The following is a 25,879-nucleotide window of genomic DNA, read 5'->3' as shown; positions in this document are numbered from 1 at the left end:
GTTACAGCACGCCGAAATGCTTTAATGCGTGATAAATCCCGCCCTGGCCTGTCGGGATGGATATGTAGTCTGCCGCGGCCCTGGCCTTTTCCGAGCCGTTGCCCATAGCCACGCCCACTCCGGCCCAGCGCAGCATCCGCTGGTCATTGTCCCCGTCGCCAAAGACCATGATTTCCTCCCGCCTGATGCCGTAATGGGCAGCCGCGGCGGCAATGCCCACTTCCTTGCCGCCGCCCTTGGGGATAATGTCCTGGATGTGCCCCCCGGCGCTGGTAGGCTCAACGTGGGGCAGGCAGGCGATATAGGGCAGGTTTTCCAGGCCGTATACCAGAAACTGCAGCACCGGGTGCTCCTCCAGCCTCCCGATGTCATACTGCCGGGGCAGGGCCACCCCGGCCCGCCTGTGGTGCTGGGTGACAGCCTCGCCGTCGAGTACGTAAAAGCTTTCATGTTCCTCAATGATCAGGCAGGGGAACTTTTCCTTTTTCACAATCTCCACCAGCCGCCGGATATCCTCCGGGTTGTGGGCCATGCGGTGGAGCACTGTGCCGTCCCGCAGCACAACAAGCTGCCCGTTTAAGGAAACAAACCCGTCAAACTGGAAATACTGCTCAATAAAATCCACCATGGTGGGGGGGCGCCCTGTTGCCACAAAGAGCTTCACCCCTTTTTCCCGCAGGGCGCAAAGGCTCTCCTTGGTGGACTGGGGCATAACGCTGCCCCCCTCATGGTCGATAAGGGTGCCGTCAATGTCGAAAAAACACGCTTTAATGTCCCGCTCCATCATTCCCTGCCTCCTGCCGCTGCTTATATTTTTCCACTATCAGGTTGGCGCATTTATACACGTCCCCGCCGCCTAAAGTCAGCAGCAGATCCCCAGGCCCCGCGTGGGCTATGGCATAGTCCGCTGTCTCGGGGAAGCCTTCAAACCACACGCTGCCCGGCACTTTTTGTGCCAGATCCGCTGTCTTGATGCCGTAGATGTTTTCCTCCCGCACCGCCAGAATCTCTGTCAATATCAGGTGGTCGGGGATAGCCAGGGCCTTGGCGAAATCCTCTAACAGTGTGTAGGTGCGGGAATAGGTGTGGGGCTGGAAAATGGCCCACACCTTCCGGTAGCCCATCTTCATGGCAGAGGTGAGGGTGGCCGTCAGCTCTGTGGGATGGTGAGCGAAATCGTCCGCCACCGTAACCCCCTCAAACTTCCCCAGCACCTCAAAGCGCCTGTGTACCCCGGCAAAATGGTGCAGCGCCTGGCACAGGGCTTCCGGTTCCGCGCCTAAAGCGTGGGCGCAGGCAGCGGCAGCCAGGGCGTTGAGCATGTTGTGGCGCCCGGGCACAGAAAGCTCCACCCGGCCTAAAGGCTTCCCCTTATGCATCAGGGTGAAGTCCTCGCAGGCGGAAGGCTCCTCGTTCATCTCCTGGGGATAGTAGTCGTTTTTATCGCTGAGGCCAAAAGTGACAAGCTCCTTGTCAAGGCCCGCCACGCTTTCCATGGCCTTTTTGTCATCCCCGTTTACCACCAGCAGGCGGGTTGCCTGGCTGGCATATTGATGAAAGGATTTCACAATATTATCCAGGGTCTTAAAATAGTCCAGATGATCCGCGTCCACGTTCAGAATTACCGCCACTGCCGGGGTGAGCTGCAGGAAGCTGTCTACATACTCGCAGGCCTCGCACACCATGGTTTCGCTGTTCCCAGCCCGGCTGTTGCCGCCGATGAGGGGCAGCTTGCCGCCGATAATGGCGCTGGGATCCATGCCGCATTCCATGAAAACCTGGGTGAGCATGGCTGTGGTGGTGGTTTTGCCATGGGTGCCGGAAACGCCTACAGTCTGCTGGAAGCGCCGGGTGAGCATCCCCAGCATGACGGCCCGCTCCAGGGTGGGGACGCCTTTTTCCCGGGCGGCCACAAGCTCGGGGTTATCGTCCCGGCAGGCGGCGGTATACACCACAGCCTCTGCGTCCCCGATGTTTTCCGCCCGGTGCTCTGTGAAAACCGGGATGCCCATGGCCCGCACCCGCTGGAGGGTGTCGGACTCGTTGCGGTCAGAACCTGTAAGCACATAGCCCCCATGGTGCAGAAGCTCTGCCATGGGGCACATGCCCGAGCCGCCAATGCCTACAAAGTGCAGGCGCTTTACCTTGTCCAGCAGATTTTCATCAAAATTTGTCATGTCCAGTATCTCCTAACCTGTATAATAGGAAAGCCGCGCTTCCCGTTTCCGCTGCGAAGGGCAGAACCGCTTTTTATATTATATTGCAATCTGGCCCCAAAATAAAGCCCTTTCCTTAAAAATCAGGATAAAAAACAGCCGGGGGCGTATAGTAAACGCGCTTGAAAATCGGTATAGCCCGATTTTCAAGCATGCGGCATTGCCGCTGGTTCCAAAAAGGCTATTGCCTCTTTTGAACTGCGTACCCTATACATGCTGTTTTTCGCCCTTGCCGATTTCCCCGGCAGGGGGTATAATAAGCCTTAGCACCTATTACTTGACTTTTTCTAGGAAGAGAGGGAAAACCATGCCATTAAGAAAACTTGTCATACGCCTTTTGCCCATGCTGCTGGCAATTGCCCTGCTGGCCGCAGGCTGCTCTGCCGGGGAGGCGGCGCAGGCCTTCACCGCCCAAACCCTGGACGGCGGCAGCTTCACAGAAAAGGACATTGCCGCAAAAGATCTGACCGCTATTAACTTCTGGGGCACCTTCTGCTCCCCCTGCATTGCGGAAATGCCGGATTTGGCTGCCTTTGAAAAGGCCCTGCCGGACAATGTGCAGCTTATCACCGTGTGTACCGACGCCCAGGGCAACGAGGGCAAAGCCAAAGCCCTGCTGGAGCTTGCCGGGTATGAGGGGATTACCCTTGTCAGTGGGGACGAGGCCTTCCAAAGCCTTCTGACTGATATCCAGGCTATCCCCACCACCATTTTCCTGGATTCCTCCGGCAAGCAGGTGGGCAAGGCGGTTATCGGCGGGCAGGCAGACTTGTCCGGCGTATTCCTGGACGCCATGAACAAGGCCCTGCAGGAGGGCGGAAAAAAGGAGATCACCCTTGAAACGTAAAGGGATCCTGGCAGCGCGGTACGGCCTGCTGGCCTTGGCGGCTGTATGCATCCTCCTGGGCCTTTTAGGACAGGAACACATGGGGGTTTTGCAGAAGGCGGTGAAAATATGTCTGGAATGCATCGGGATAGGCTGAAAAAGGGGAAGCTTTCCTTCCAGCGCAGGGTGCAGCTCCTTGCCGCCGCAGTGGTAAACGGCTATGCCATAGGCTTTGCCAAGGGGAAAATTTTCACAGGCGGCACAAAAGCTGTCTGCGTGCCTGTCCTCAACTGCTACTCCTGCCCTGGCGCCCTGGGGGCCTGCCCCATCGGCTCCCTCCAGGCCGTACTGGGCGGCTCCAGCCGCCGCTTCCCCTTTTATGTGCTGGGCCTGCTTATGCTCTTCGGTGTAGCGCTGGGCAGGCTTATCTGCGGGCTTCTGTGCCCTTTCGGGCTGGTACAGGATCTGCTCTTTAAAATCCCCTCCCCCAAGCTGCGGGTGCCAAAGAAAATAGACAAGCCCCTGCGGTGGCTTAAGTATGCTGTCCTGCTGGTGCTGGTGGTGCTGCTGCCCGCCTTTGCTGTGACAGATACCGGAGTTGCCCCGCCCTATTTCTGCAAATACCTCTGCCCGGCAGGCACCCTGGAAGGCGGCGTGCCCCTGCTGCTGGCAAACCCCTCCCTGCGATCCCTCATGGGGGCGCTTTTTAGCTGGAAAGCCCTGGTGCTGGTTGTAATCCTGGCGGCCTGCGTGTTCATTCCCCGGGCCTTCTGCCGCTATCTCTGCCCCTTAGGCGCTTTTTATTCCCTGTTTAACCGCTTCAGCTTTTACCAGATAAAGCTGGACAAAAGCAAATGTACAGGCTGCAAAAAGTGCGAACATGCCTGCCCCATGGCAGTGGAGGTTACAAAAGGCTGCGGCGGCCCAGAGTGTATCCGCTGCGGAAAGTGCCGGGATGCCTGCCCTGCCGGGGCCATCACCTCCGGATTTGCCTGTAAAGACGAACAGGAAGGCGCCGAACCGGGAAATTGCCCGTGACTTTCCCCGGCCCCTGTGCTATAATGTCCAAAGGGCATAGAAGCCTAGCAAAACGGCGCGACCCCGGGCTGTGCCAGTCTAAATTTGAAAGTAAAGAAAAACCGGAATAACTAAGGCTTGTTTGAAAAATCGTAAACACCGTCTTTTTGTCCAAAACGTGCGTTTTCTGTGTTGGAAATCCTCGACAGGCGACAGCCTGTCTTGCGGGTTCCGCCTTGAAACCGCCCTGTTTTGTCTCAAAAATTCGACACTTTCTCTATTTTCAAACAAACCCTAAAAAAGAGAGGAAGGCTGCAAATGGATATCTGTGGAAAAAGGGAAATGGAACTGCTGGAAAAAATCGGGTTCACCCGCACAGCAGGCTCTGCGGAGGAGCTGCAGGCGGCGGAGATTTTAAAGGCGGAATGCGAGGCCCTGGGGGTGCCTGTTATCCTCCAGGATTTTGAAATTGAGGATGCGGAGGTTGAAACAGCCACCCTGGAAATTTTAGAGCCATACCAGCAAAGCTATCCTGTCACAGGCTATAAATGTGCCCAGAACACCTTCGGCGACGGGCTTGCCGCTGAATTCCTCTATGTGGAGGACGGGGACGAGGTGAGCCTTTCTGAAGCCAAAGGGAAAATCGTGCTGGTAAACGGCTTTATGCGGGTGCCGCTGTTCAAGAAGCTGATGAAGGCCGGCGTGGCGGGCATCGTCACCATGGAGGGGGAGCTGCGGGATAGCCGGGACGAGACGGATTTAGCCACCCGGAAGCTGCGCCGCACCCTGCGGGCCTTTGGCAATGTGCCCATGGTGCATACCCGGGTGCTGGACGCCTTCGACATGGTGAAGCGGGGGGCCGCCAAAGCCCGCATTGTGCTGAAAAACACCACAGTGGAGCGCACCTCCCACAATGTTATCGCCACAGTGGTGGGCACAGAAAAGCCGGAAGAAATCGTCTCCTTCGGCGCCCATTACGATTCTGTGGACTTTTCCAAGGGCGTGTACGATAACGGCGCGGGTTCTGTTATCAACATGGAAATCCTGCGGTATTTTGTGGAGAACCCGCCCCGCCGCACGGTAAAATTCATGTGGTACGGCTCAGAGGAAATTGGCCTGGAAGGAAGCTGGGCCTATGTGAAGGCCCATAAAGAGGAGCTTGCCGACCATTTGCTGATGATAAACGTGGACGTGGGCGGCCCTGTGCTGGGCGTGGACAAGATAGCTGTGACAGCGGAGGAAAAGCTTGTGGCCTTTGCGGAATACATGATGAAAATATGCGGCTGCGGGGCGGCTGTCCGGCAGGGCATCTATTCCAGCGATTCCATCCCCTTTGCAGACAGCGGCGTGCCCGCCATCAACTTCAGCCGGGACGGCGCCCCGGGCGCGGCCTATATCCACAACCGCTTTGATACCTTAAGCTTCCTTTCCCCGGAGGCTTTGGAAAAAACCACCCGCCTGGTGCTGGAGGTTTCCCGGGCGCTGATTAACGGCAGGGTGTTCCCTGTAGAGCGCAAGGTGCCCCAGAACATGGTGGAGGAAGTGGAAAAATACCTTTACAAAAAGGATCTGGCGGAGGTTTCCGAGGAAAAGAAGGGGTAAAAGCCTATACAAAAAGCAGGCCGCATATTGCGGCCTGCTTTTTCGCGCTATTCTTCTTCTGTCTCTTTGGGGCTGCCTTCTTCTTTTTCCCGCTCGTATTTCTCTATGCCCTTTTTCACAGCCTTGGCAATTTCATTTTTGCTGTCATCAATGGCGCTGCTCACTGCGGATTTCACCACAAAATACAGGGCGATAAGGAGGATAATGGCTGTAACGAGGTCGAAGCCCAGGCGCTCCATGGGTCAGCCCCTTTGCAGCTTATCCAGCAGATGGCTTCTTTTCAGCGCCGCCCGCACTACCGCGCACAGGGGCACTGAAATCACCACAGCGATGATGGCGTTGATGCCGGAGGTGGCGGCCTTTGTGGCAACGGCGACCAGCACCGCCCCCAGTTCGCTGCCAACCAGCAGGCCCTGCACAAAAGCCTTTGAGAGGTACAGCGCCATGTAAACGAGGCTGCCCGCAGCCGCGGCGCAGATGTTCAGCTTGTGGTTTGCGCCCTCCTGCTGCCGGGCATAGGCCACCCAGCCGCACACAGCAGCCAGCAGGAACTTGAACACAAAGGTGAAGGGCGCGGAGGCGATGTAGGCAGGGTTTGTCACGTCATACAGGGCAGAGCCGATGCCCGCCGCCAGCCCGCCTCCCACAGGCCCCAGCACAAAGCCGGACAGCAGGCAGAAAATATTGCCCAGGTGGATGCGGCTTACGTCCCCGATAGCCACAGGGATAGGGATGCTGATTAAGTTGGATACGAAAACCAAAGCGGCGAATATACCGACTGCCGCAATTTTGTAAACGGACTTTTGGGAGTTTCCCATCTTCATTCCTTCTTTCCTAAGTTCCGGCCTGCAATGCCAGCGGCCGCAAAAACAGGATAGCGCCTCCTGGGGGTTTTGTCAAGTGCTTTTTGAGACAAGGAACACCCTCTCTGCAAAGCCTCCCCGGGCTTCGTGCTTTTTCCGACAGGCTGTATCCAGTTCCTCCAGGGTGTGCCCGTCCGCTTCACACAGGGCGAAAACCACCTCCAGGATGTCCGCCAGTTCTGCCAGCTCCCGGCTTTCCCGGTACTCCCCGGCTTCCTCCAGGAGCTTTTGCTCCAGCGCGGCGTGGTATTCCTCTTCCCCTAAGATTCTAATAACAGGCTTTTCCCCCTGGGACTCTATCATCTGTGGTATTTTATCTCGCACCAGCTTGTTATATTCCATAAGCATCCTCCTAATCCATTCTAAAACGCGGGCCGTAAGCCTGCCCATTCTCACAATCTGCATGCGCGAAATTCCAAAGGCGGGACGCTCTTTGGCGGATTCCTAAATGCGGAGCCTTAAGCCCGGGCTGCGCCGGAATCCTTGGCGGCCTGGGCCACAGCGGCGGCGACGGCGGGGGCCACGGCGGGGTTAAAGGCGGAGGGGATGATATTGTCCTCCCTGAGGTCTGCGGGGGAGATGAGATCTGCCAGCGCCTTAGCTGCGGCAACCTTCATCTTGTCGTTAATCTCCCTGGCCCGCACATCCAAGGCTCCCCGGAAAATGCCGGGGAAGGCCAGGACATTGTTTATCTGGTTGGGATAGTCCGAGCGACCGGAGCCAACCACCCTGGCCCCTGCCGCCAAGGCTTCCTCGGGGAAAATCTCCGGGGTGGGGTTGGCGCAGGCAAAGATGATGGGATCCTTTGCCATGGTGCGCACCATCTCCCCTGTGAGGCACCCTGGGGCGGAGAAGCCCATGAACACGTCCGCGCCCCGTATAACGTCGGCAAGGGCGCCCTTTTTCTTTTCCGGATTGGTTGCGGCGGCTAAAGCCTGCTGGGCCGGGGTGATGCCCTCCATGCCTTCATAGAGCGCCCCTGCCTTATCGCACACCACCACATTTTTAAGCCCCAGAGCCATGAGCAGCCGGGTGCAGGCGGTGCCCGCGGCCCCCGCGCCGTTGACCACGGCGGAAACCGTCTCCAGCTTCCGTCCTGTGAGGCGCAGGGCGTTTATCATAGCGGACACCGTCACCACAGCAGTGCCATGCTGGTCATCATGGAACACCGGGATGTCCAGGCGCTCCTGAAGCTTCTCTTCAATCTCAAAGCACCGGGGGGCTGCGATATCCTCTAAATTGATGCCCCCAAAGGAGCCAGCCAGCAGCTCCACTGTGCGCACAATTTCGTCTACGTCCTTGCTGCGTATGCACAGGGGGAAGGCGTCCACCCCGGCAAAAGCCTTAAACAGGGCGCACTTGCCCTCCATCACAGGCATCCCCGCCTCGGGGCCGATGTCTCCCAGGCCCAGCACAGCGGTGCCGTCCGTCACCACAGCCACCAGGTTGCCCCGGCGTGTGTACGTATAGGACAGCTCTTTATCCTTGGCAATCTCCAAACAGGGGGCCGCCACCCCCGGGGTGTAGGCCACAGAAAGATCGTCCCTGCCTGCCAGGGGGCAGGGGGTGTCCACCCTGATTTTCCCCTTCCATTCCCTATGCATTTCCAGTGCTTTTGCCGCGTAATCCACGTTTCTTCCTCCTTATGCCGAGCCTGTTCTTTTTTACAAATTATACCATAAGCGCGAAACGCGTTGGTATTGTGTCCATCGCCTGCCTGACCGAAGGAAAGGCTAAGGCGGGACACATTTTAGATCAAGTATAATAGCCGCTTTGCGGCTATTATACCACAGGGGCTGAGGGGAATCAATAGAGGGAAATCCAGGGGGAGTGTCCGAACACGCAGTTTATATCTACGGTGCATACCTATAGGGCTTTGAGTCTCGCCTGCCGGCTCGATCAGCTCATAGCAACCACCCCACACCCCGCAACCCCTTTTGAAAAAGGGGCGATCCCAAAACAACAGCTTTCCCCCCATTTTGCAACATCCTTTTAGATGGTTTCCAGGTCAAAGCCAAAATAGCGGACAGCGTTGTTATAGCAGATGTCCTTCACAATTTTCGTAAGCTTTTCCATGTCATAGGGATACTCCCCGTTTTCCACCCAGCCGCCCAGCAGATCGCAGAGAATGCGGCGGAAATACTCATGGCGGGGATAGGACAGGAAGCTGCGGGAATCGGTGAGCATACCCAGGAAATTTCCCAGCAGGCCTGTGTTTGCAAAAGAGGTCATCTGCTTTATCATCCCTGTTTTGTGGTCGTTAAACCACCAGGCCGCGCCCTGTATCACCTTGCCCACAGTGCCTCCCTCTGCGAAGCAGCCGGTGATAGAGCAGAGAGGCTCGTCGTCGTTGGGATTCAGGCTGTAGAGGATGGTTTTGGGCAGCGCGTTTTTCTGGGCCAGGGCGTTTAAGAAGGCCCCGGCGCTGACGGCAGGGGAACCGCTGTGGACGGCGTCGAAGCCGCTGTCCGGGCCAAGCCGCCCGAACATGGCGGTGTTGTTGTTCCGGGTGCAGCCGAAGTGTATCTGCATCACCCAGTTCAGCCGGACATATTCCCCGCCTACAAACTGCATGAAGGCGGTTTTAAACTGTTCCTCTTCCTCCCTGGTGGGCATAACGCCTGCCAGGCGCTTTGAGAAGATTTTCTCCACATCCTCCTGGGGGGCGGGGCTGTACATAAGATATTCCAGGCCGTGGTCGGACTGGCGGCAGCCCATGGAATGGAAGAAAGCCATGCGCTTTTGCAGCGCTGCCCGCAAGTCCCCAAAGCCTGCAATCTTCATGCCCGCCGCTTCCTCCAGGCTGGATATGGCGGAAAGGTAATCCGGCTTTTCCAGGTTCATGGCCCTGTCGGGGCGGAAGGCGGGCAGCACCTGCACCGGGAAGCTTGCGTCTTCCGCAAGTGCCTTGTGCCAGCGGAGATCGTCGGCAGGATCGTCGGTGGTGCAGAGCAGCGTGACCCCGGACTGGGTGATAAGGCTGCGGGCGCTCATGGCAGGCTCTTGCAGCTTCTCATTGCACAGGTTCCATACCTCCTCCGCCGTATCAGCCCCCAGCACGCCTTTATACCCGAAAAACCGCTGCAGCTCCAGATGGCTCCAGTGGTAGAGGGGGTTGCCGATAGCCTTGTCCAGGGTTTCCGCCCATTTCTGGAAGCGCTCCCTGTCTGGGGCGCTGCCTGTGACAAACTGCTCTTCCACGCCGTTCGCCCGCATCAGCCGCCACTTATAGTGATCCCCGGCGCAGCCGCCCGCCGGGTTCTCCCCGCCCAGCCACACCTGGGTGATATTCTCAAACCGCCTGTCCTCGAAAATCTCCTGGGGGCTGATGTGGCAGTGGTAATCCAGAATGGGCAGCCCTGCGGCACAGCCGTGGTACAGCTCCTTTGCCGTTTGGGTGGCCAGCAGAAAATCTTTGTCCATAAATGCTTTCAAGATGTATAACCTCCTCAGTGGAATGTGTTCAGCTTGCGCGGACACGCTCTAAGTATCAGGGCCTGCGTTTTTTAACCCCTGCTATCATTGTATCTCTTTCCTTTCCCACATGCAAGAAAAAGAGCTTTCCGGCGGGAAAGTTTTTTAAAGGGAATACCAAAAAAACCCTTGACTTTAGAGGGAAACTGCCGTATAGTCAAAGTATGGAAGCAGGGTGGGCATACAGGAGGGCTTATGCGTAGAGAGGAAAACAACGGCGAGATATTCCGCGCCTTTCAGAAATCCTTCCAGGATTTGCAGGGGGGCATGTCCCTGGAGGCGTTTGCCAAAAAGCTGGGGATGTCCCAGGCTCTGGCGCGGTCTTACCTGACGGGAACCCGGTTCCCGGACACCCAGGTGCTGCAGAAAATTTCAGAGCTGTGGGGCGTGTCTGTGGACTGGCTGCTGGGCCGCTCCGCCTTCCGGGTGAAGGAAAATGAAAGGATGACTGTCAGGGAGATGGGCCTCAGCGAAAAAGCTGCTGTGCTGCTGCAAAGCGCCCACAACACAGGGGAGCCGGAAGGGCTTAATCCCCAGCTTGTCAGCGCCATGATTGAGAACGAGCATTTTGCCCGGTTTATGCAGCAGATACAAGTTTATATATCCCGGGCAGAGGAAGTGAGGGAAAAGCTGAAAGGGGCGGATCCCGGGATGCTGGACTTCTATTCCTACCGCCTGCGGGCGGAAAAGCTGGCGGTGACGGACGTGCTCCATGACCTTTTAAACGGCATGGCGCCCCTGCCGGAGCTGCAGGAGCGGGAAAAGGCAAAAGGTGTGGAGAAGCCCCCAAAATAACGAAACATATAGGAAAAGCCGACGCAGCCATCCTAGCTGCGCCGGCTTTTTTGTTTTATACTGTATGGGCAAGGCGGGATTTAGAAGCTGTACCGATAGGATTGGTGCGAAGATTTTCGAGGAAATTTTGTGGGATTCAAGGCGGAAACCGCAAGAAATACTTTCGTATTTCGAGGATTTCCAACACAGAAGCCCGCTAAATTTCCCGAAAAGGTTTGTACAGGAGCCTATTGGTACAGCTTCTTACTTCATGCCCTCATATACTGCCACAGCGCAGGCAACGGTCGCGCCTACCATGGGGTTGTTGCCCATGCCCATAAGGCCCATCATTTCCACGTGGGCAGGCACAGAGGAAGAGCCGGCAAACTGGGCGTCGCCATGCATACGGCCCATGGAGTCGGTCAGGCCATAGGAAGCGGGGCCGGCTGCCATGTTGTCCGGGTGCAGGGTACGACCGGTGCCGCCGCCGGAGGCCACAGAGAAATACTTCTTGTCGTTCTCCAAAGCCCACTTCTTATAGGTGCCAGCTACCAGATGCTGGAAACGGGTGGGGTTGGTGGAGTTGCCGGTAATGGAAACGTCCACGCCCTCATGCTTCATAATGGCTACGCCTTCCAGCACGTCGTTTGCGCCATAGCACTTAACAGCAGCGCGCTCGCCGTCGGAGAAGGGCTTGGTTTCTTCCACCTTCAGCTCGCCGGTGAAGAAATCATAGTCTGTCTTTACATAGGTAAAGCCGTTGATACGGGAAATGATGTAAGCGGCGTCTTTGCCCAAGCCGTTGAGGATGATGCGCAGAGGCTCCTTGCGGGCGCGGTTGGCAGTTTTTGCGATGCCGATAGCGCCTTCGGCGGCGGCAAAAGACTCGTGGCCTGCCAGGAAGGCAAAGCACTTTGTCTCATCCCTGAGCAGCATGGCGCCCAGGTTGCCATGGCCCAGGCCCACGTTGCGCTGCTCAGCCACAGAGCCGGGAATGCAGAAAGCCTCCAGGCCGATGCCGATGGCCTCGGCAGCTTCGGCGGCGGTTTTTACTCCCTTCTTAATGGCAACGGCGCAGCCCAGGATGTAGGCCCAGCCGGCGTTTTCAAAAGCGATGGGCTGTACGCCCTTGACGATATCGTAGGGGTCGAAACCCTTGGACTTGCAAAGCTCCCTTGCCTCCTCAAGGCTGCCCAGGCCATACTGGTTGAGGCACTTCTCAATTTTGGGCATTCTTCTTTCCTTGCCTTCAAACATGACGTCATTAGCCATTTCGTTGTCCTCCTAATCTATGTATGGTCACTCTATTATTCTTCTCTGGGGTCAATATACTTGGCGGCGCCGTCAAAACGGCCATACTGGCCAATGTTGTTCTTATAGGCCTCGTCAGGGGAAACGCCATGGCGGATGTCCTCCAGCATTTTGCCCAGCTTGACAAACTGATAGCCAATGACCTCGCCTTCCTCGTCCAGGGCCATCTTGATGACATAGCCCTCAGCCATTTCCATGTAGCGCACGCCCTTGGCGCCTGTGGAGAACATGGTGCCCACCTGGGAGCGCAGGCCCTTGCCCAGGTCTTCCAGGCCGGCGCCGATGGGCAGGCCGTCCTCGGAGAAGGCGGTCTGGCTGCGGCCATAAGCGAGCTGCTTGAAGATTTCACGCATGGCAACGTTGATGGCGTCGCACACCAGGTCGGTGTTCAGGCACTCCAGAAGGGTTTTGCCGGGGAGGATTTCCGCGGCCATGGCGGCAGAGTGGGTCATGCCGGAGCAGCCCAGGGTTTCCACCAGAGCCTCCTGCACAATGCCTTCCTTCACGTTCAGGGTCAGCTTGCAGGCGCCCTGCTGGGGAGCGCACCAGCCGATGCCGTGGGAAAGGCCGCTGATGTCCGAAATCTGATAGGACTTGACCCACTTGCCCTCTTCGGGGATGGGGGCCGGGCCATGATGAGGGCCTTTCTTCACCGTACACATATTTTCCACTTCATGGGAATAGTTCATATTGGTACTCCTTTCAAAATTTATAATGTTTTTCAGGGCAGGCTTTGCCCGAAATACCAATCTTATTTCATTATAATCGGAAAGGGCCTACTATGCAAGCCCTTCGACAAAATTTTGCTGGTTTGCAGGGGGAAAGGTCACTGCCGTTCCTCTATCACAACGTGGATACAATCCCCTTCCTTTTTCCCCAGCTTCTGCCGGATGGATTTCAGTACCCCGATAATATAGACGGTTTCGCCCTTTGGGCCTTTCAGCCCCATGTTTACAATGCTGCCGTCATAGGGCAGGCCGTCAAACAGGGCGTGTACCTTCACCCGCCCCTTCCCAAACACCTGCCGGATGTCCCAGGGAAAGGCCACATAGGCCCCGCCCTTCTCCGGTATTTCATGGAGAACCCCATCAAATTCCCATTTCTCCGCCATAAGCCGCCTCCTTTGCGCTGTTTCTGGCAGCATGTGCCGCCTGCCGGCTTGTAAATAGTATACCATCCATGCTATACTATTTGCAAACATGCCTGCAAAGCAGGCGGAAAACAGGAGGACGCGGCTATGAAATATTTGGATATCAGCGGGGTGGATGCCTCCGCCATTGTGGCGGGCTGTATGCGCATTGGCAGCATGGAGCCGGAGGCGCTTTCCCGGTTTGTCCATACGGCTTTGGACAATGGCGTGAACTTTTTCGACCATGCGGACATTTACGGGGGCGGGGAATGCGAAGCCGCCTTTGGCAGGCTGCTGGCAGCGGAGCCGGGCCTGCGGGACAGGATGGTTCTCCAGAGCAAGTGCGGCATCCGCAAAAATATGTATGATTTTTCCAAAGAGCACATCCTGGAAAGCGTGGAGGGCATCCTTTCCCGGCTGGGTACGGACAGGCTGGATTTCCTGCTGCTCCACCGCCCGGACGCGCTGATGGAGCCGGAGGAGGTTGCGGAGGCCTTCAGCCGCCTGGAAAGCAGCGGCAAGGTGCTGCATTTCGGCGTCAGCAATTTTAACGCCCGGCAGGCGGAATTGCTCCAGTCCGGGTTAAAGCAAAAGCTGGCCGTAAACCAGCTTCAGTTCGGCCTGGCCTTTACGGGCCTTGTGGATCACGCCATCTGCGCCAATACGGAGTTCCCCCATGCCGCCGACCGGGACGGGGAGGTGCTGGATTACTGCCGCCTGAAGGGCTTAACCATCCAGGCCTGGTCCCCCTTCCAGTATGGCTTCTTTGAGGGCGTGTTCCTAGGCAGCCCCAAGTTCCCGGCCCTGAATGAAAAGCTGGAGGAGCTGGCTGAAAAGTATGGCTCTACCCCCCAGGCCCTTGCCACTGCCTGGATTCTGCGCCATCCGGCAGGGATGCAGGTGATAAGCGGCAGCACCAATGCGGCCCGCCTGCAGGAAATCTGCGCCGGGTGCGACGTGGATCTTGCCAGGGAGGACTGGTACGCCCTCTATCTGGCGGCAGGGAACAAGCTGCCTTAACAAAACAAGCATAAAAAAGTCCGGCCCGCAGGTCTCCCTCCTGCAGGCCGGGCTTTTCGCGTCAGGGCAGGATGATCTCATAGGCCAGCCGCTCGGTGCCGTCCTCTATATGGATAATGCCCCGGTAAGAGAGGCCGCTTTTTGCCATCACCCGCTGCATGGCCTTGTTGTCCCGGTGGGTGTCCCCCCGCAGGACGCGGATACCCCTTTCCCGGGCCTGCCGCTTCAGCTCTTCAAAGAAAAGCCCTGCCGCGCCCTTTCCCTTTGCCCTGGGGGAAACGGCTATCCGGTGCAGGAAGCCGTAAGGCTCTCCCTGGGCCTGCCAGGCGCCCTGCTCTATTACGTCATAGGTGGGTTCGCGGCCAAAGGCCAGGCAGGCTGTGGCAATCACTTCCCCGCCGTCCTCCAGCACAAAGCCTGCGCCCTTTTCCATATCGGCCCTGGCAGAAGCCCCGTCCGGGTAGCCGTCCTGCCACTGATTTACCCCGGCTGCGCGGAGGGCGGCCCGGGCCTCGTCATACAGGGCTGCCACAGCGGGAAGGTCTGCGGGGGTGGTTCTACGAATCTGCATAAAAATCGCCATTCGATACGGGATTTCCACAAAAAGCGGGGAAGCCTCCCCTTTTGTGCCCGGTATCGTTCCTTTCTCTAAGAAGTTGTACCGATAGGATTGGTGGGAAGATTTTCGAGGAAATTTTGTGGGGTTCAAGGCGGAAACCGCAAGGATTACTTTCGTATTTCGAGGATTTCCAACACTAAAGCCCGCTAAATTTCCCGAAAAGGTTTGTGCAGGAGCCTATTGGTACAGCTTCCAGGTTTTTTACACGATGCATTTTCTCTTATAATAGCATTTCCCTCTTGTTTTTTCAAGAGAAAGCGTTTATAATAGTGGACAGGCGGCCAAATGGCCCGATAGAATATGGGAGCGGACAGGTCTGCGCGGCGGGACGCCGTGAACCATGTCAGGCGGGGAACCGAGCAGCATTAAGCGGATGTTCCCGGGCGATGCAGGTCGCCTGTCCGTTCTCATATCTTATCGGGCTGTTGTTTTTCTATAAAATAAAGATAAACGTATGAAGGGAGGCGGCGTTTGTGTATAAGGTGCTGTACCGGAAATACAGGCCCCGGTTTTTCGCGGACGTGGTGGGCCAGCCCCAGGTTACCGTAACCCTGAAAAATGAGCTGACTCGGGGGCGTATTGCCCATGCCTACCTGTTCACCGGCTCCCGGGGGACGGGGAAAACCACCTGCGCCAAAATCCTTTCCCGGGCCGTCAACTGCCTTGACCCAAGGGAGGGAGATCCCTGCGGGGAGTGCCCGGTGTGCAGGGGGCTGGAGGAAGGGTCCATCCTGGACGTGGTGGAGATTGACGCTGCCAGCAACAACGGCGTGGACAACATCCGGGGGCTGATTGAGGAGGCAAACTTCACCCCCACCACCGCCAAATACCGGGTGTATATCATCGACGAGGTGCATATGCTTTCGGCCTCTGCCTTTAACGCCCTTTTGAAAACCCTGGAGGAGCCTCCTGCCCATGTGATCTTCATTTTGGCAACCACCGAGGTTCACAAGCTGCTGCCCACCATCCTCTCCCGGTGCCAGCGGTTCGATTTCCACCGCATCGATCCCCAGGCCATGGCGGGGCGGCTTATCCAGGTGGCGGGGCTGGAGGAGGCGGAGCTGGACGAGGACGCGGCTTTGCTTATTGCCCGCATTGCAGACGGCGCTTTGCGGGACGCCCTGTCCCTTTTGGATCAGTGCCTGGGAAGGGGGCGGCACGTCACCCTGGAGGTGGTGGGCCTTACCGCCGGAGTGGCGGCCCAGGGGTATCTCACCACCCTGGCCCAGGCTGTGGCGGAGCGGGACGCAGCCAAGGCCCTGGAAACCCTGGACGGCCTGCACAGGGAGTCGAAGGACATGGTGCGGCTGTGCGAGGAGATGGCGGAATATTTCCGCAGCCTGATGCTGTTTAAAACCATGCGGGATCCGGGAAAGCTCCTCACCCTGCCCCCCACCCAGATAGCGGCCCTGGAGCAGCAGGCTTATGGCATGAGCCTTTCCGCCATCCTTCACGGGCTGGACACCCTGGAGGACACGCTGCACAAAATGCGGTACATGAACCAGCGCACCCAGTTGGAAATGGCCTTTGTGCGGCTGTGCTCCCCGGAGCTGGACGACAGCACTGCCGCCCTGCTGCGGCGGATTGAACAGCTTGAAAGCGGCGTGCCGCCCAGGGCCTTGCCCCCTTTGGAGGAGGAAGCCCCTGCCCGGGCGGAGGAAGCCGCGCCCGCCAGCCCGGCGGCTGAGCCGGAGCCAGAGGAAATTCCTCCGGTGTTCGACGGCCCCCCCGCCCCGCCGGCGGAAAAGCCTGTCCCAGCCCCGGCGCCTAAAAAGCCCGCGGCCCCTAAAAGCCAGCCCCCAGTGGACGTGGAGGCCCTTTCCGCCGAGGCCCAGCGCTTCCGCCAGTGGCCGGAGATTCTGCAGGTGATACGGGGCACCACCAAAAGCGTGGCCATGGCCTTTGACGGCTCTGCCGCCTACACCAGCGGGGAATACCTGCTGATTGAGGCCCCGGAAATCGCCTTTGAGCTTTTAAAGAAGGCAGAGCAGCGCCAGCGTATGCGGGAGGCGGTTTTCCAGGTGACAGGCCGGGCCTATAAGCTTGGCCCCTACCGGCCCCCCGCCTCTAAGGAAAGCGCTGCCGCAGACCCGCTGGAGGATTTGCTCCGCCGGGCGGAAGAAGCGGGCATCCCCACCCAGGTGGAGGAGTGAGCGGGGAGAAGTTCAGGATTTGACACTATAATATTTTGATTTTGAAAGGATGACAGCTTTATGAAAGCAAGATTACCCCAGGGATATGGCGGCGGAGGGGCTGCCAATTTGCAGCAGCTTGCCCGGCAGGCCCAGAAAATGCAGGAGCAGATGGAAGTGATTTCCGCTGAGCTGGACGAGAAGGAGTACAGCGCCACAGCCGGGGGAGACGCGGTGAAGGCTGTGGTTTCCGGCAAGCTGGAAGTGAAGGCTGTGGAGATAAAGCCCGAGGTGATTGATCCGGAGGACGCGGAAATGCTGGGAGATCTGGTGACCGCCGCTGTCAACGGGGCGCTGCGGGCTGCCGCCGCTGAGCGGGAAGATCGCATGGGCGCCCTTTCCGGCGGCATGAGCATACCGGGGCTGATGTAATGGCGGGATACCATGTCCCGCCCCTGGAAAGCCTGGTGGAAAAATTTGAAAGCCTGCCCGGCATAGGCCACAAAACCGCCCAGCGGCTGGCTTATTTTGTGCTGGACATGCCAAAGGAGCAGGCGGAAGGCTTTGCGGGGGCCATTCTGGAGGCCCACGAGAAAATACATTACTGCGCTGTCTGCTGCAACCTGACGGACGACGAGCTGTGCCCGGTGTGCCGCAGCCCTGTGCGTGATAAGGCCTTAATCTGCGTGGTGGAGGAGCCGAAGGATGTGTTTGCCCTGGAGCGGGCCGGGGAGTATAACGGGCTGTACCACGTGCTCCATGGGGCCATTTCGCCGCTGTCCGGCATTGGGCCGGAGCAGTTGAAAATCAAGGAGCTGCTGCCCCGGATAGACGGCGGGGTGCGGGAGGTGATTATGGCCACCAACCCCACTGTGGAGGGGGAGGCCACCGCCATGTACCTTTCCCGGCTTTTAAAGCCTTTGGGGGTGAAGGTGACAAGGCTTGCCTATGGCATCCCTGTGGGCGGCGACCTGGAATACGCCGACGAGGTCACATTGCAAAGGGCTATGGAGGGCCGACAGGAATTATGACGGATAAAAGGAAAGCCGCCCTGTGGCTGGTATTGGTCTATGTTTTTTCCATCTCCCTTTACCTGCCCCGCCTGCTGGAGCTGGGCGGCATGGCAGTCCCCAGGGTTCTGGCAGGCTTGTCAGGGGCCTTTGTCCTTGTGCCGCCCCTGGCCACCTTAGGGTTCCTGCTGCCTGCCGGCAAGGCGAAATCCCATATCCTGGAAAACTGCCGGGCCTTTTCCCCCCAAGAGGCAGTGGCCTGCCTGGGCGTCGCAGTGCTGGGGTGTTCTGTGTCGCTGGCCTACGCCCTTGCCACAGAGGCCCATCTGTTCCGGGACTCTTACGGATCCATAGGGGGCCTTGCGACTAGCTGCGTGTACCTTTACGCCACCGCCTTTGCGGAGGAACTGGCATGGCGCGCGTTTTTCCTGAAAAGCCTGGCAGCAGGCGAGAAAAAGGCCGGGCCATTGCTGCTGGCGGGCCTGGCCTGGGCCTTCTGGCATATCCCCATGTGGGTTGCCCGGAATGGGATGGGGGCAAAGGACATCCCGTTCCTGCTGCTCTGGGCAGTGCTGGTTTCTTTTGTGCTGGGATGGCTCTACCTGCGGCATGGGAATTTGCTTTCTGCCGCACTGTGCCACATGTTTTTCAACGTATCCTTTTTGGCCCCGATACAGTATAATGTGGCCGCCTTGTTTTTGTGCATCCTGGCCTTTTGGCTGCTGGGGCGTTGGGCCTTTAGGAGGAAAAAATGGAAATCCCCATAAAAAGCAATATTCTGCGCACCCTTTTCCGGGACTGTTACTTTATCAACGGAACGGCCTGCGCCGGGAAATCCACCATGGTGCGGCTGCTGGCGGAAAAGCATGGCGGTATCTGCTGCGGCGAAAACTACCACGATGTTTTGATGGATGCTGTTGACCCGGAGAACCAGCCGGCACTTTCCTATTTCCAGACCATGGAAAGCTGGCAGGAATTTATCAGCCGCACGCCCCAGGAGTATGCCCAGTGGATTGACGGGTGCAGCCAGGAAGCGGCGGGCCTGGAGATTGCCCGCCTGATCCAGTTGGCGGGGGAGGGGAAAAGGTGTTTGTGGACACCAACATTTCCCCCGCGTGGCTGAAAGGAATCTCCGACTACCACCATGTGGCTTTCCTGCTGGCTCCCCAGAGCCTTTCTGTGGAAAGCTTTTTTGACCGGGAGGATCCGGAAAAGCAGTTTATCCTGTCGCAGATACAGCAGGCGGAGAATCCGGAAAAGGCCATGGAGAATTACCGGGAATGCCTGGCAGAGGTTAACAGCCCTGCTGTGTACCGCGCGTTTGAAAGCAGCGGCTTTTTCACGCTGCTGCGCGACGGCACGCGCACAATAGAAGAAACACTGGCGGTTCTGGAGGAACATTTTGCCCTTTAGCAAAAAGGAGGTGCGCTATGGCAGCGAAATCCAACACAAAAACCATTGCACAGAACAAAAAAGCCTATCACGACTATTTCGTGGAGGAAAGCTATGAGGCCGGCATTGAACTGGTAGGCACGGAGGTAAAATCCCTGCGCCAAGGCCGGGTGAACCTGAAGGACGCCTGGTGCTCTGTGGTGGACGGGGAAATGCTCTTAAACGGCTGCCACATCAGCCCCTATGACTTCGGCAACATTTTTAACCGGGATCCCATGCGGGTGCGCCGCCTGCTGCTGCACAAACGGGAGATCCAGCGGCTTTACGGCGTTGTCAAGCAGCAGGGCTACTCCCTTATCCCCCTTTCCCTCTATTTTAAGGATTCCCGGGTGAAGGTGCAGGTGGGGTTATGCAAGGGCAAGAAGCTCTATGACAAGAGGGCAGACGCTGCCAAGAGGGATGCCCAGAGGGATATAGAGAGAAGCTTAAAGGAGCGCAACCGATAGGCCAGCCTCTTTGACGACGGCATGGAGCGGCTTTCTTGCCCTCGGGCAAGAAGCTCTATGACAAGAGGGCAGACGCTGCCAAGAGGGATGCCCAGAGGGATATAGAGAGAAGCTTAAAGGAGCGCAACCGATAGGCCTGTCTCTTTGGCGGCGGCATGGAGCGGCTGGCTTACAAGAACATTCTGCCCTGACGCGAAAAAGGCCGGCCCACAGGAAGAGAACCTGCGGGTCGGCCTTTTATGATTGCTTTGCGTTTATGGCAGCTTGTTCCCTGCCGACAGGAACCATTGAACCCCTCCCGTCCGCTTCCCTACACCCAGCTTTTCTGCCGTACCTTCCATAAAGGATTTGACGGCCAACGTCATTTGTCTCTAACCTCATTATGCTGATTTCCATCATAGAAAGGCCCTTAAGGCATTCCCTGTCTCCTTATCCATACCTTCACTCCTCAATTAAATGCGCCACCCGTTGGTATACGGGGCTTTGCTTTATTGCCGCCACCGCCGGGTCGTCCTCCGGATAGACCGACAGCATCCCCCGCACCTTTTCCGCCAAAGCCAGAAGCTCGGGGTCAGGCCGCGCGGCCTGCAGTTGAGGGGTGTGGTCGGTCAAGAATTCAACCACGGCTTTCATGCCCTCATGGGCCGCCAGGCCCTTGCGTAGCAAGTGGGTGTAGCTAATCACATCCCCCTTGTCCAGCGCGTCAAAAGCCTGAACACAATACCACCCGAAGCGGTGCATAGGCGGCAGCACAGAGAGGTTTTCCTCTGCCAGCACCTGCGGGTTATAGCATCTGGGCAAAAACACCTTCTCAACGTCTGCGAAAAAGCGTGCCAGGGCCATGCCGTCCTCTTCCCTGCCGCTTTTCCAGTTGTGCCTCTGCAGTGCGTTTAGGGACAATCCCCTGGCCCAGCAAAGCTTCTGCCAGTTTTGGGCGAAATCCTCCTCTGCCGCGCGCTGTACCATGGGGAAAAACACACCCCAGTCTGCAGCCAAACGGCCTGCCAGCTCGTCCATGCTTTCCACGTTCAGGGGCTTCCCAGGCAGCGGGAACTCCACTCCGGACTCTATGGAGCGGCTGAGGGCCGGGAAGGGCAGCTCTGCCCACTTGCCCACCCGGGCCAGCAAGGCAGCCATTTCCTCCGGGTCTTCCGTTCCCAGGATAGAGGCAGCCAGGCCCAGCCCGCACTTTTCCGCCAAAGGCGCAAAGACTCCGCAGGCGTGGCGGCAGAAGTTTGCTTTCTTTGCCTCGTCCTGCTGGTAGTTGGCGGTAAACGCTGCCGAGCCAAACACCATGAAGGTCAGGCGGCGTTCTTCTGCCCGCTTTTCGTCCGGCTCCGGGGTGGTAATCCCCTCCCACGCTGCCAGTACCAGGGAGTCTGTGTCCTCCTGACTGCGCATGTGCAGGGCGCACAAGGTTTTGGTCAGGTTTTCTGTCTGCACCCTGTCCAGGCGGCTGAACTCCAGCTCCTGCAAAAGCGCCAAGGCCCTTCCGGCTTTTCCATCCTCCAGGCAGGCGCTGGCCAGACAAAGCCGCACAGTCCGCTCATGATAAGGCGAGGCCATCTGCAGCGTGCTGCACGCCTGGCAGTTCAAATCCCCGCGGCCTGCCCGGTAATCCGCATAAGCCTCCAGCAGCGCTTCCCCCTGGCGGACGCTTTCTGCATACTCTTCCCGCTCAAAGCTCTCCAGCATCCGGTGAACCTTTACGTCGATACGGACAAAATAGGAATCCGGGAACCACTCTTCCGCCTGGTCGGCCCACTTTTGGAATTCGGCCAGCTTGCGGTCGTGGGCGATGGAAACTGCGTGGCGGAAAATCGGCGGGCCAAACAGCTTCCACCCAGCCACCTTGCGCTTTACCATAGAAAGGGACTTTTTCAACTGGTCTAAGTAGTCCGGCTCCTGAAAACCGCTTTCGATAATCTGCAGGCGGGTGAGAAGGTTCTTGGGGTCGCTTTTCACCTTATCCCGCAAAAGGCTCATATTCCGCTTAAGCTTTTCCGGGTTCTGGGCCATGTTCACATAGCCGTCGTGATGGAAAATGGTCTTGGTAAACTGCAAAGCAGAGCCGGCACGCTCCAGGCCCGTCCACGCCTCATGGATGGCCCCCTGATAGCGTGCCCCGATGGAAAGCCTGACCATGCGCAGGGTGTAAAAGTCGGCGTAAGAGCCGTCCATAGAATAGTCCCGATAGTTGCGGATGGTAACGCGGCAAAGGTTGCAGGACTGGTTTTCAGTGAGGAGGAACTGGGAAATCTCCTCCACATCCTCGTCCATGTATTCGTCCGTATCCACAGATAAGTACCATTCGCCTGTGCAGCGGTCTATAACCGCGTTGCGGGCGGCCGCAAAATCGTTGATCCAGGGAAAATCAAACAAGGTGTCCGCATACTTTTCCGCCACTGCGCGGCTGCCGTCGTCCGAGCCTGTGTCCGCCATCACCAGCTCGCAGGGGACAGCGTCCCGCAAGGGCTGGAGCGCCTTCAAGCAGCGCTCGATACAGCGGATGTCGTTTTTAAAAATAATGCCAATGGATAAAATGGTGTCCATGTTTTTCCTCCTTTTCCTGACCTTGGGGAAACTGCCCCAGGCGGGCGGCTCCCCCAAAAGCAGGAAATGGGACGGGCACACGCCCGCCCCATAACCTTTTTTTGAAATTGTAAAAATGCTGTAAAGATTAGCCAAGAAGCTGCAGAACACCCTGAGGCACTGCGTTGGCCTGGGCCAGCATAGCCTGTGCGGACTGGATAAGGATGTTGTTCTTGGTGTAAGCCATCATTTCCTCGGCAACGTCTGTGTCGCGGATGGTGGACTCAGCATCCTGAATGTTCTCAGCCATAACGCTCAGGTTGTTAGCGGTGTGCTCCAAGCGGTTCTGGGTTGCGCCCAAGTCGCCGCGGATACCGGAAACATAGTTAATGGCGTTCTTGATAACGTCGATGGCCTCGTGGGCGCCCTCGGGGGTGCTGATGTTGATGTCCGCAATGGACTTGCCGGAAACAGCCGTCTGCCTGCCGCCCTCTACAACAGACTCCATGGTGCCCATAGCGCTGGTGTGCATATCGCCAATCTTCACCTGAAGCTGGTTGAAGCTGTCGCTGGTGTCGCCAATCTGCAGTTTCAGGCCAGAGTTGCCTATGTCGTCTTCGGTGACCTTCTGCACCTTAAAGTTAGCAAGCTTTGCTTCCACAGCCGTCTGGAAGGCTTCCAGCTTTGTCTGTGTGTCTTCTACTCCAACATCACTGCTTGCAGCGGCTGTAATGGTGGCTGTGCCGTTGGAAACGGCGGCAGTCAGCTTGCTGCCATTATACCCGGTTGCGGCGGTGTCAGCCAGCGCGTCCTTCACAGCCTTATCCAGGGCAAACTTGCTCAGCTCTTCGTTGAAGCTTTCAGCCGTTACGTAAATTTCGCTTACCTTCTCATCGGCCTGGGCTGCGGCAATATCAGCGGTCAGCTTGTCGCTGGTGGCCCCGACAATCACATAGGTCTTGCCGTCGCCAAAGCTTACGCGCTCGCCTTCCGCAACGTCCACGCTGATGGTGGGAGACAGCTCCAGGCTGCCTGCTACAGCAGACGTGGTGGGATTAGCAGCGGAGAACATCCCCTTCATGTCATCAACGCTGTAAACCGGCGGGGTACCGGTGCCAGGCATCTGCTGATCCAAATGGATCGTGTTCGGGCCGACAGAGGAAATATTAAAAGTGGCATCTGATGTGCCATCGCCATCCTTGTCATGCCCAATGTTTCTACCAGCCGTGGCAATCTTACGCACAGCTTCCTGCACCTGCTCAGCAGCAGTCTTTTTGCCGCTGACATCAATCACAACTGCTGTAGTACCTGTGGGTACAGTAGTAGTATCAGGAGTCGTACCCGCTTCTGTCTGGAATACAAATGTCGTATCGCCAATGGTCAGTTGCTTGCCTTGGCCCATCAGATCTTCGGTGATTGTGAAGTCAATACCGGCCAGGTCTCCTGCTTTCGCTGCAACAGCCTCTGTGATGTCTACAGCACCATGCTCAACACCCTTCTTGTCAATCTGGGCCGTGCCATCAATCTGCACCTCTGCGCCAATAAGTTCATTAACACTAGCAGCATTCGCACTCGTTAAGGCAGCCGCGGGATCCATAGTGAAGACAAGAGTACTACCAGTATTGGTTACAGTAAAACCCACACCGCCAATATTAACGGTTGATGCGCTAAGGGCATCCGCGATGGAAGTTGCGAGTCCAACCGCGTTCATTGCGCTACCAGCAGTTTGTATGGTTACTGTTCCAAGAGTGATTGCACCAAATTTGATCGAAACTGTCTCATTGGCTGTCCCAGCAGTAGCCGAAAAGCCTGTCAAATCAATAGTGAAGCTAGCATCCTGACGATTAACTCCGTCTGCGCCTGCGTGCTGTGAATCCGTATTGGCTGTGGTGAAATTAGCATCACCTAAACTGATAGCCCCGCCGCCGCCAGCCACGCCAGCGGTAACTGTGCCGCTGACGCTGCTGTTAATGGTAACAGCAGTGCCTGCGGACTCTGCGCGCTGGCCGTCCATCAGCTTGATGCCGTTGAAGTTGGCGCTGTCCGCAATGCGGTTGATTTCAGACTTCAGCGCGTCCACTTCCTTCTGCAGGTTCTTGCGGTCCACTTCGTTGTCATAGGTGCCGTTGGCAGACTGGGTGGCCAGATAGTCCATGCGGTTGAGCATGTCCTGGATCTCCTGCATGGCGCCTTCAGCGGTCTTTACCAGGCTGACGCCGTCCTTTACGTTCTTCTGGGCAGCGTTCAGGCCGGTGATCTGGGCGCGCATTTTCTCAGAAATAGCCAGGCCGGCAGCGTCGTCGCCAGCGCGGTTGATCTTATAGCCGGAGGACAGCTTCTCCAGGTTCTTGCTCAGCGCGGAAGTGTTGGTATTGTAGTTCCGGTAGGCGTTCATCGCCATAATGTTGTGTTGAATACGCATAACTTTTCTCCTTTAATATGATTTTAGCGTAAACTTCGCCCCGGCGTTCGTCGCCGGAGTTCTGTGTGCGTTGCGCCGTTTAGGCAAACTGGCCAAGTTCACCCGCACAGCGCTGTATATTTCAACGGGCCGCGCGTGCCCGCAGAAACCTAAATCACTCTGTCTAACAGCCTGCGCATCTCGTGCAGCTCCGCGCAGTCCCTTGTTTTTTCCAATTTATCCAGAATCGTGCTCATTTCCCGCACAGCGGCATACCGTTCCTCCCGCCTTGCCAAAGCCCGCAGGCGCTTTTCGTCCCGCCGCTTCTCCGACGGCGGCTTCACCCGCTGGTCTTTCAGGCCATCGGGCCTGCTCTCGCTGCGCTCAAAAACGCCGCTGCGGAAGATGGGCACTTCCCGCGGGGCCTTTATGGATACCTCAAAGGAATCGCCTGGACGGTCAAAAATCTGTACGGCCACGTCCTCCCCGATGGTAATGTATTCTCCCGATTTGATCCTCAAAGTCAGCATGGGTTCCCTCCCACTCGTTTTTATAGCAATACCGCGCAAAGGCCGTTAGCGAGACGTGCGCTAAGCCTTTTGGGGTGACTTATTCGAGGCCCCTTAAGACTTGTTTGCGCTTTCCACCCGCTGCACCGCCCCATAGAAGGTGCTTTTGGGCAATCCACAGTGCTTGGCAGCGTCCTGCAAATTCATCTCATGGCTGCGCCACAGCAGCCGCGCCTCCTCAAAATTATCCGGCAGGGGCCGCAGCTTCCGGCCAAAGCTGACGCCCTTGGCCTTCGCCTTGGCAATGCCCTCTGCCTGGCGCGCTTTGCGCTCTTTACGTATGCTCTGCCTGGTGGCGCACAAAAACAATTGCGAAACAAAAGCGCTCAGCAGTTCCTGATAGTGCTCCGGATCCTGGTCGGTGATGTGTGCGACGATGCTCTCTGCCAACTCGGACAGGCAGTCCCGCAATTCCTGATCATTTTCCGGCAAAAAATCTGTCAAAGCACGTCACCTCCGCTTCATTTGTCCGGCATTGTGTAGAAC

At 57.4% G+C, this 25,879-nt stretch carries 28 protein-coding genes and 1 other RNA gene; 14 read left to right on the top strand and 15 right to left on the bottom strand.

The genetic code is table 11. From position 1 onward, the window contains the following. Window position 1: 1 nt before the first annotated feature. Both D1841_RS07260 and murC read right to left on the bottom strand, forming a co-directional pair. Window positions 2-787 carry a Cof-type HAD-IIB family hydrolase gene (locus D1841_RS07260; protein WP_160642564.1) on the bottom strand — a complete coding sequence of 262 codons (786 nt, stop codon included), beginning with the start codon at window positions 785-787 and terminating at the stop codon, window positions 2-4. Further along, a complete protein-coding gene (gene murC, locus D1841_RS07255; protein ID WP_160642565.1) occupies window positions 768-2,177 on the bottom strand; it encodes a UDP-N-acetylmuramate--L-alanine ligase in 1,410 nt (469 codons plus the stop codon). Before murC ends, D1841_RS07260 begins: the two co-directional genes overlap by 20 nt. 346 nt (window positions 2,178-2,523) lie before the next feature. On the opposite strand from murC, the gene D1841_RS07250 reads away from it, so the two are divergent. The 4 genes from D1841_RS07250 to D1841_RS07235 all read left to right on the top strand — a co-directional run bounded on the left by D1841_RS07250 (window position 2,524) and on the right by D1841_RS07235 (window position 5,661). Next, on the top strand, window positions 2,524-3,063 hold the full coding sequence (locus tag D1841_RS07250) for a TlpA disulfide reductase family protein (protein ID WP_160642566.1): 540 nt from the start codon (window positions 2,524-2,526) through the stop codon (window positions 3,061-3,063). Then, on the top strand, window positions 3,053-3,199 hold the full coding sequence (locus tag D1841_RS07245; RefSeq protein ID WP_166554240.1) for a CD1871A family CXXC motif-containing protein: 147 nt from the start codon (window positions 3,053-3,055) through the stop codon (window positions 3,197-3,199). The genes D1841_RS07250 and D1841_RS07245 overlap by 11 nt, the downstream gene beginning before the upstream one ends. Continuing rightward, window positions 3,172-4,080 carry a 4Fe-4S binding protein gene (locus D1841_RS07240; RefSeq protein ID WP_160642567.1) on the top strand — a complete coding sequence of 303 codons (909 nt, stop codon included), beginning with the start codon at window positions 3,172-3,174 and terminating at the stop codon, window positions 4,078-4,080. The genes D1841_RS07245 and D1841_RS07240 overlap by 28 nt, the downstream gene beginning before the upstream one ends. A 297-nt stretch (window positions 4,081-4,377) precedes the next feature. Then, complete coding sequence (locus D1841_RS07235) at window positions 4,378-5,661, top strand: M28 family metallopeptidase (protein WP_160642568.1); 1,284 nt, start codon at window positions 4,378-4,380, stop codon at window positions 5,659-5,661. 47 nt (window positions 5,662-5,708) lie between these two features. Here D1841_RS07235 and D1841_RS07230 read toward each other — a convergent pair whose 3' ends face one another. The 5 genes from D1841_RS07230 to uxaC all read right to left on the bottom strand — a co-directional run bounded on the left by D1841_RS07230 (window position 5,709) and on the right by uxaC (window position 9,959). Then, window positions 5,709-5,900, bottom strand: a complete 192-nt coding sequence (locus tag D1841_RS07230; RefSeq protein WP_160642569.1) for a DUF6019 family protein — start codon at window positions 5,898-5,900, stop codon at window positions 5,709-5,711. Between the two features lie 3 nt (window positions 5,901-5,903). Further along, entirely contained in the window at window positions 5,904-6,479 is a 576-nt protein-coding gene (locus D1841_RS07225; protein ID WP_160642570.1) for an ECF transporter S component, read from the bottom strand. 78 nt (window positions 6,480-6,557) lie between these two features. Continuing rightward, entirely contained in the window at window positions 6,558-6,866 is a 309-nt protein-coding gene (locus tag D1841_RS07220; protein ID WP_237076240.1) for a nucleoside triphosphate pyrophosphohydrolase, read from the bottom strand. Between the two features lie 116 nt (window positions 6,867-6,982). Then, window positions 6,983-8,155 (bottom strand): malic enzyme-like NAD(P)-binding protein, encoded by a 1,173-nt coding sequence (locus D1841_RS07215; protein WP_160642571.1) that lies wholly within the window; start codon window positions 8,153-8,155, stop codon window positions 6,983-6,985. Window positions 8,156-8,516: 361 nt separating this feature from the next. Further along, entirely contained in the window at window positions 8,517-9,959 is a 1,443-nt protein-coding gene (gene uxaC / locus D1841_RS07210; RefSeq protein WP_160642572.1) for a glucuronate isomerase, read from the bottom strand. Between the two features lie 234 nt (window positions 9,960-10,193). Between uxaC and D1841_RS07205 the strand changes: the two genes are divergently transcribed. After that, entirely contained in the window at window positions 10,194-10,793 is a 600-nt protein-coding gene (locus D1841_RS07205) for a helix-turn-helix domain-containing protein (protein WP_160642573.1), read from the top strand. A gap of 243 nt (window positions 10,794-11,036) precedes the next feature. On the opposite strand, the gene D1841_RS07200 is transcribed toward D1841_RS07205, so the two are convergent. The 3 genes from D1841_RS07200 to D1841_RS07190 form a co-directional block, all read right to left on the bottom strand. Next, window positions 11,037-12,044 (bottom strand): GGGtGRT protein, encoded by a 1,008-nt coding sequence (locus D1841_RS07200; RefSeq protein WP_160642574.1) that lies wholly within the window; start codon window positions 12,042-12,044, stop codon window positions 11,037-11,039. Window positions 12,045-12,079: 35 nt separating this feature from the next. Next, window positions 12,080-12,772, bottom strand: coding sequence for an iron-sulfur cluster assembly scaffold protein (locus D1841_RS07195; protein WP_160642575.1), 693 nt, complete (start codon window positions 12,770-12,772; stop codon window positions 12,080-12,082). A gap of 137 nt (window positions 12,773-12,909) precedes the next feature. Further along, window positions 12,910-13,194, bottom strand: a complete 285-nt coding sequence (locus D1841_RS07190; RefSeq protein ID WP_160642576.1) for a DUF1905 domain-containing protein — start codon at window positions 13,192-13,194, stop codon at window positions 12,910-12,912. A 126-nt stretch (window positions 13,195-13,320) separates the two neighbouring features. Between D1841_RS07190 and D1841_RS07185 the strand changes: the two genes are divergently transcribed. After that, window positions 13,321-14,232, top strand: coding sequence for an aldo/keto reductase family oxidoreductase (locus D1841_RS07185; protein ID WP_160642577.1), 912 nt, complete (start codon window positions 13,321-13,323; stop codon window positions 14,230-14,232). 61 nt (window positions 14,233-14,293) lie between these two features. On the opposite strand, the gene D1841_RS07180 is transcribed toward D1841_RS07185, so the two are convergent. Next, window positions 14,294-14,815 (bottom strand): GNAT family N-acetyltransferase, encoded by a 522-nt coding sequence (locus tag D1841_RS07180; RefSeq protein WP_161879943.1) that lies wholly within the window; start codon window positions 14,813-14,815, stop codon window positions 14,294-14,296. A 344-nt stretch (window positions 14,816-15,159) separates the two neighbouring features. Here D1841_RS07180 and ffs point away from each other — a divergent pair. From ffs to smpB, 8 genes are all read left to right on the top strand, one after another. Beyond that, window positions 15,160-15,257, top strand: an RNA gene (gene ffs / locus D1841_RS07175) — signal recognition particle sRNA small type. Window positions 15,258-15,324: 67 nt separating this feature from the next. Continuing rightward, window positions 15,325-17,004 (top strand): DNA polymerase III subunit gamma/tau, encoded by a 1,680-nt coding sequence (gene dnaX / locus D1841_RS07170; RefSeq protein ID WP_160642581.1) that lies wholly within the window; start codon window positions 15,325-15,327, stop codon window positions 17,002-17,004. Window positions 17,005-17,064: 60 nt separating this feature from the next. After that, the gene (locus D1841_RS07165; protein WP_160642582.1) at window positions 17,065-17,415 is read left to right on the top strand and encodes a YbaB/EbfC family nucleoid-associated protein; all 351 of its coding nucleotides are present in this window, start codon (window positions 17,065-17,067) and stop codon (window positions 17,413-17,415) included. Then, the gene (recR, locus tag D1841_RS07160) at window positions 17,415-18,014 is read left to right on the top strand and encodes a recombination mediator RecR (RefSeq protein WP_160642583.1); all 600 of its coding nucleotides are present in this window, start codon (window positions 17,415-17,417) and stop codon (window positions 18,012-18,014) included. Before D1841_RS07165 ends, recR begins: the two co-directional genes overlap by 1 nt. Then, the gene (locus D1841_RS07155) at window positions 18,011-18,760 is read left to right on the top strand and encodes a CPBP family intramembrane glutamic endopeptidase (protein ID WP_160642584.1); all 750 of its coding nucleotides are present in this window, start codon (window positions 18,011-18,013) and stop codon (window positions 18,758-18,760) included. The genes recR and D1841_RS07155 overlap by 4 nt, the downstream gene beginning before the upstream one ends. Further along, window positions 18,745-19,116: an AAA family ATPase gene (locus D1841_RS19075; RefSeq protein WP_237076242.1), complete on the top strand. Its 372-nt coding sequence runs from the start codon at window positions 18,745-18,747 to the stop codon at window positions 19,114-19,116. The genes D1841_RS07155 and D1841_RS19075 overlap by 16 nt, the downstream gene beginning before the upstream one ends. Continuing rightward, complete coding sequence (locus D1841_RS19070) at window positions 19,086-19,406, top strand: hypothetical protein (protein ID WP_237076243.1); 321 nt, start codon at window positions 19,086-19,088, stop codon at window positions 19,404-19,406. Before D1841_RS19075 ends, D1841_RS19070 begins: the two co-directional genes overlap by 31 nt. Before the next feature lie 17 nt (window positions 19,407-19,423). Beyond that, window positions 19,424-19,891 carry an SsrA-binding protein SmpB gene (smpB, locus tag D1841_RS07145; RefSeq protein ID WP_160642585.1) on the top strand — a complete coding sequence of 156 codons (468 nt, stop codon included), beginning with the start codon at window positions 19,424-19,426 and terminating at the stop codon, window positions 19,889-19,891. Window positions 19,892-20,332: 441 nt separating this feature from the next. Here smpB and D1841_RS07135 read toward each other — a convergent pair whose 3' ends face one another. From D1841_RS07135 to D1841_RS07115, 4 genes are all read right to left on the bottom strand, one after another. Next, window positions 20,333-22,444: a glycosyltransferase gene (locus tag D1841_RS07135; protein ID WP_160642587.1), complete on the bottom strand. Its 2,112-nt coding sequence runs from the start codon at window positions 22,442-22,444 to the stop codon at window positions 20,333-20,335. A gap of 127 nt (window positions 22,445-22,571) precedes the next feature. Next, complete coding sequence (locus tag D1841_RS19065; RefSeq protein WP_237076244.1) at window positions 22,572-24,845, bottom strand: flagellin; 2,274 nt, start codon at window positions 24,843-24,845, stop codon at window positions 22,572-22,574. 149 nt (window positions 24,846-24,994) lie between these two features. Further along, the gene (locus D1841_RS07120) at window positions 24,995-25,354 is read right to left on the bottom strand and encodes a carbon storage regulator (protein WP_160642588.1); all 360 of its coding nucleotides are present in this window, start codon (window positions 25,352-25,354) and stop codon (window positions 24,995-24,997) included. Between the two features lie 93 nt (window positions 25,355-25,447). Then, on the bottom strand, window positions 25,448-25,837 hold the full coding sequence (locus D1841_RS07115; RefSeq protein ID WP_160642589.1) for a hypothetical protein: 390 nt from the start codon (window positions 25,835-25,837) through the stop codon (window positions 25,448-25,450). Window positions 25,838-25,879 lie beyond the last annotated feature (42 nt).

Origin of the sequence: Neglectibacter sp. X4, assembly GCF_009917365.1 — a bacterium.
Lineage (GTDB): Bacteria > Bacillota > Clostridia > Oscillospirales > Acutalibacteraceae > Acutalibacter.
Note: the sequence above shows the minus strand (reverse complement) of the source record. Positions and strands in the feature narration are given on the sequence as shown.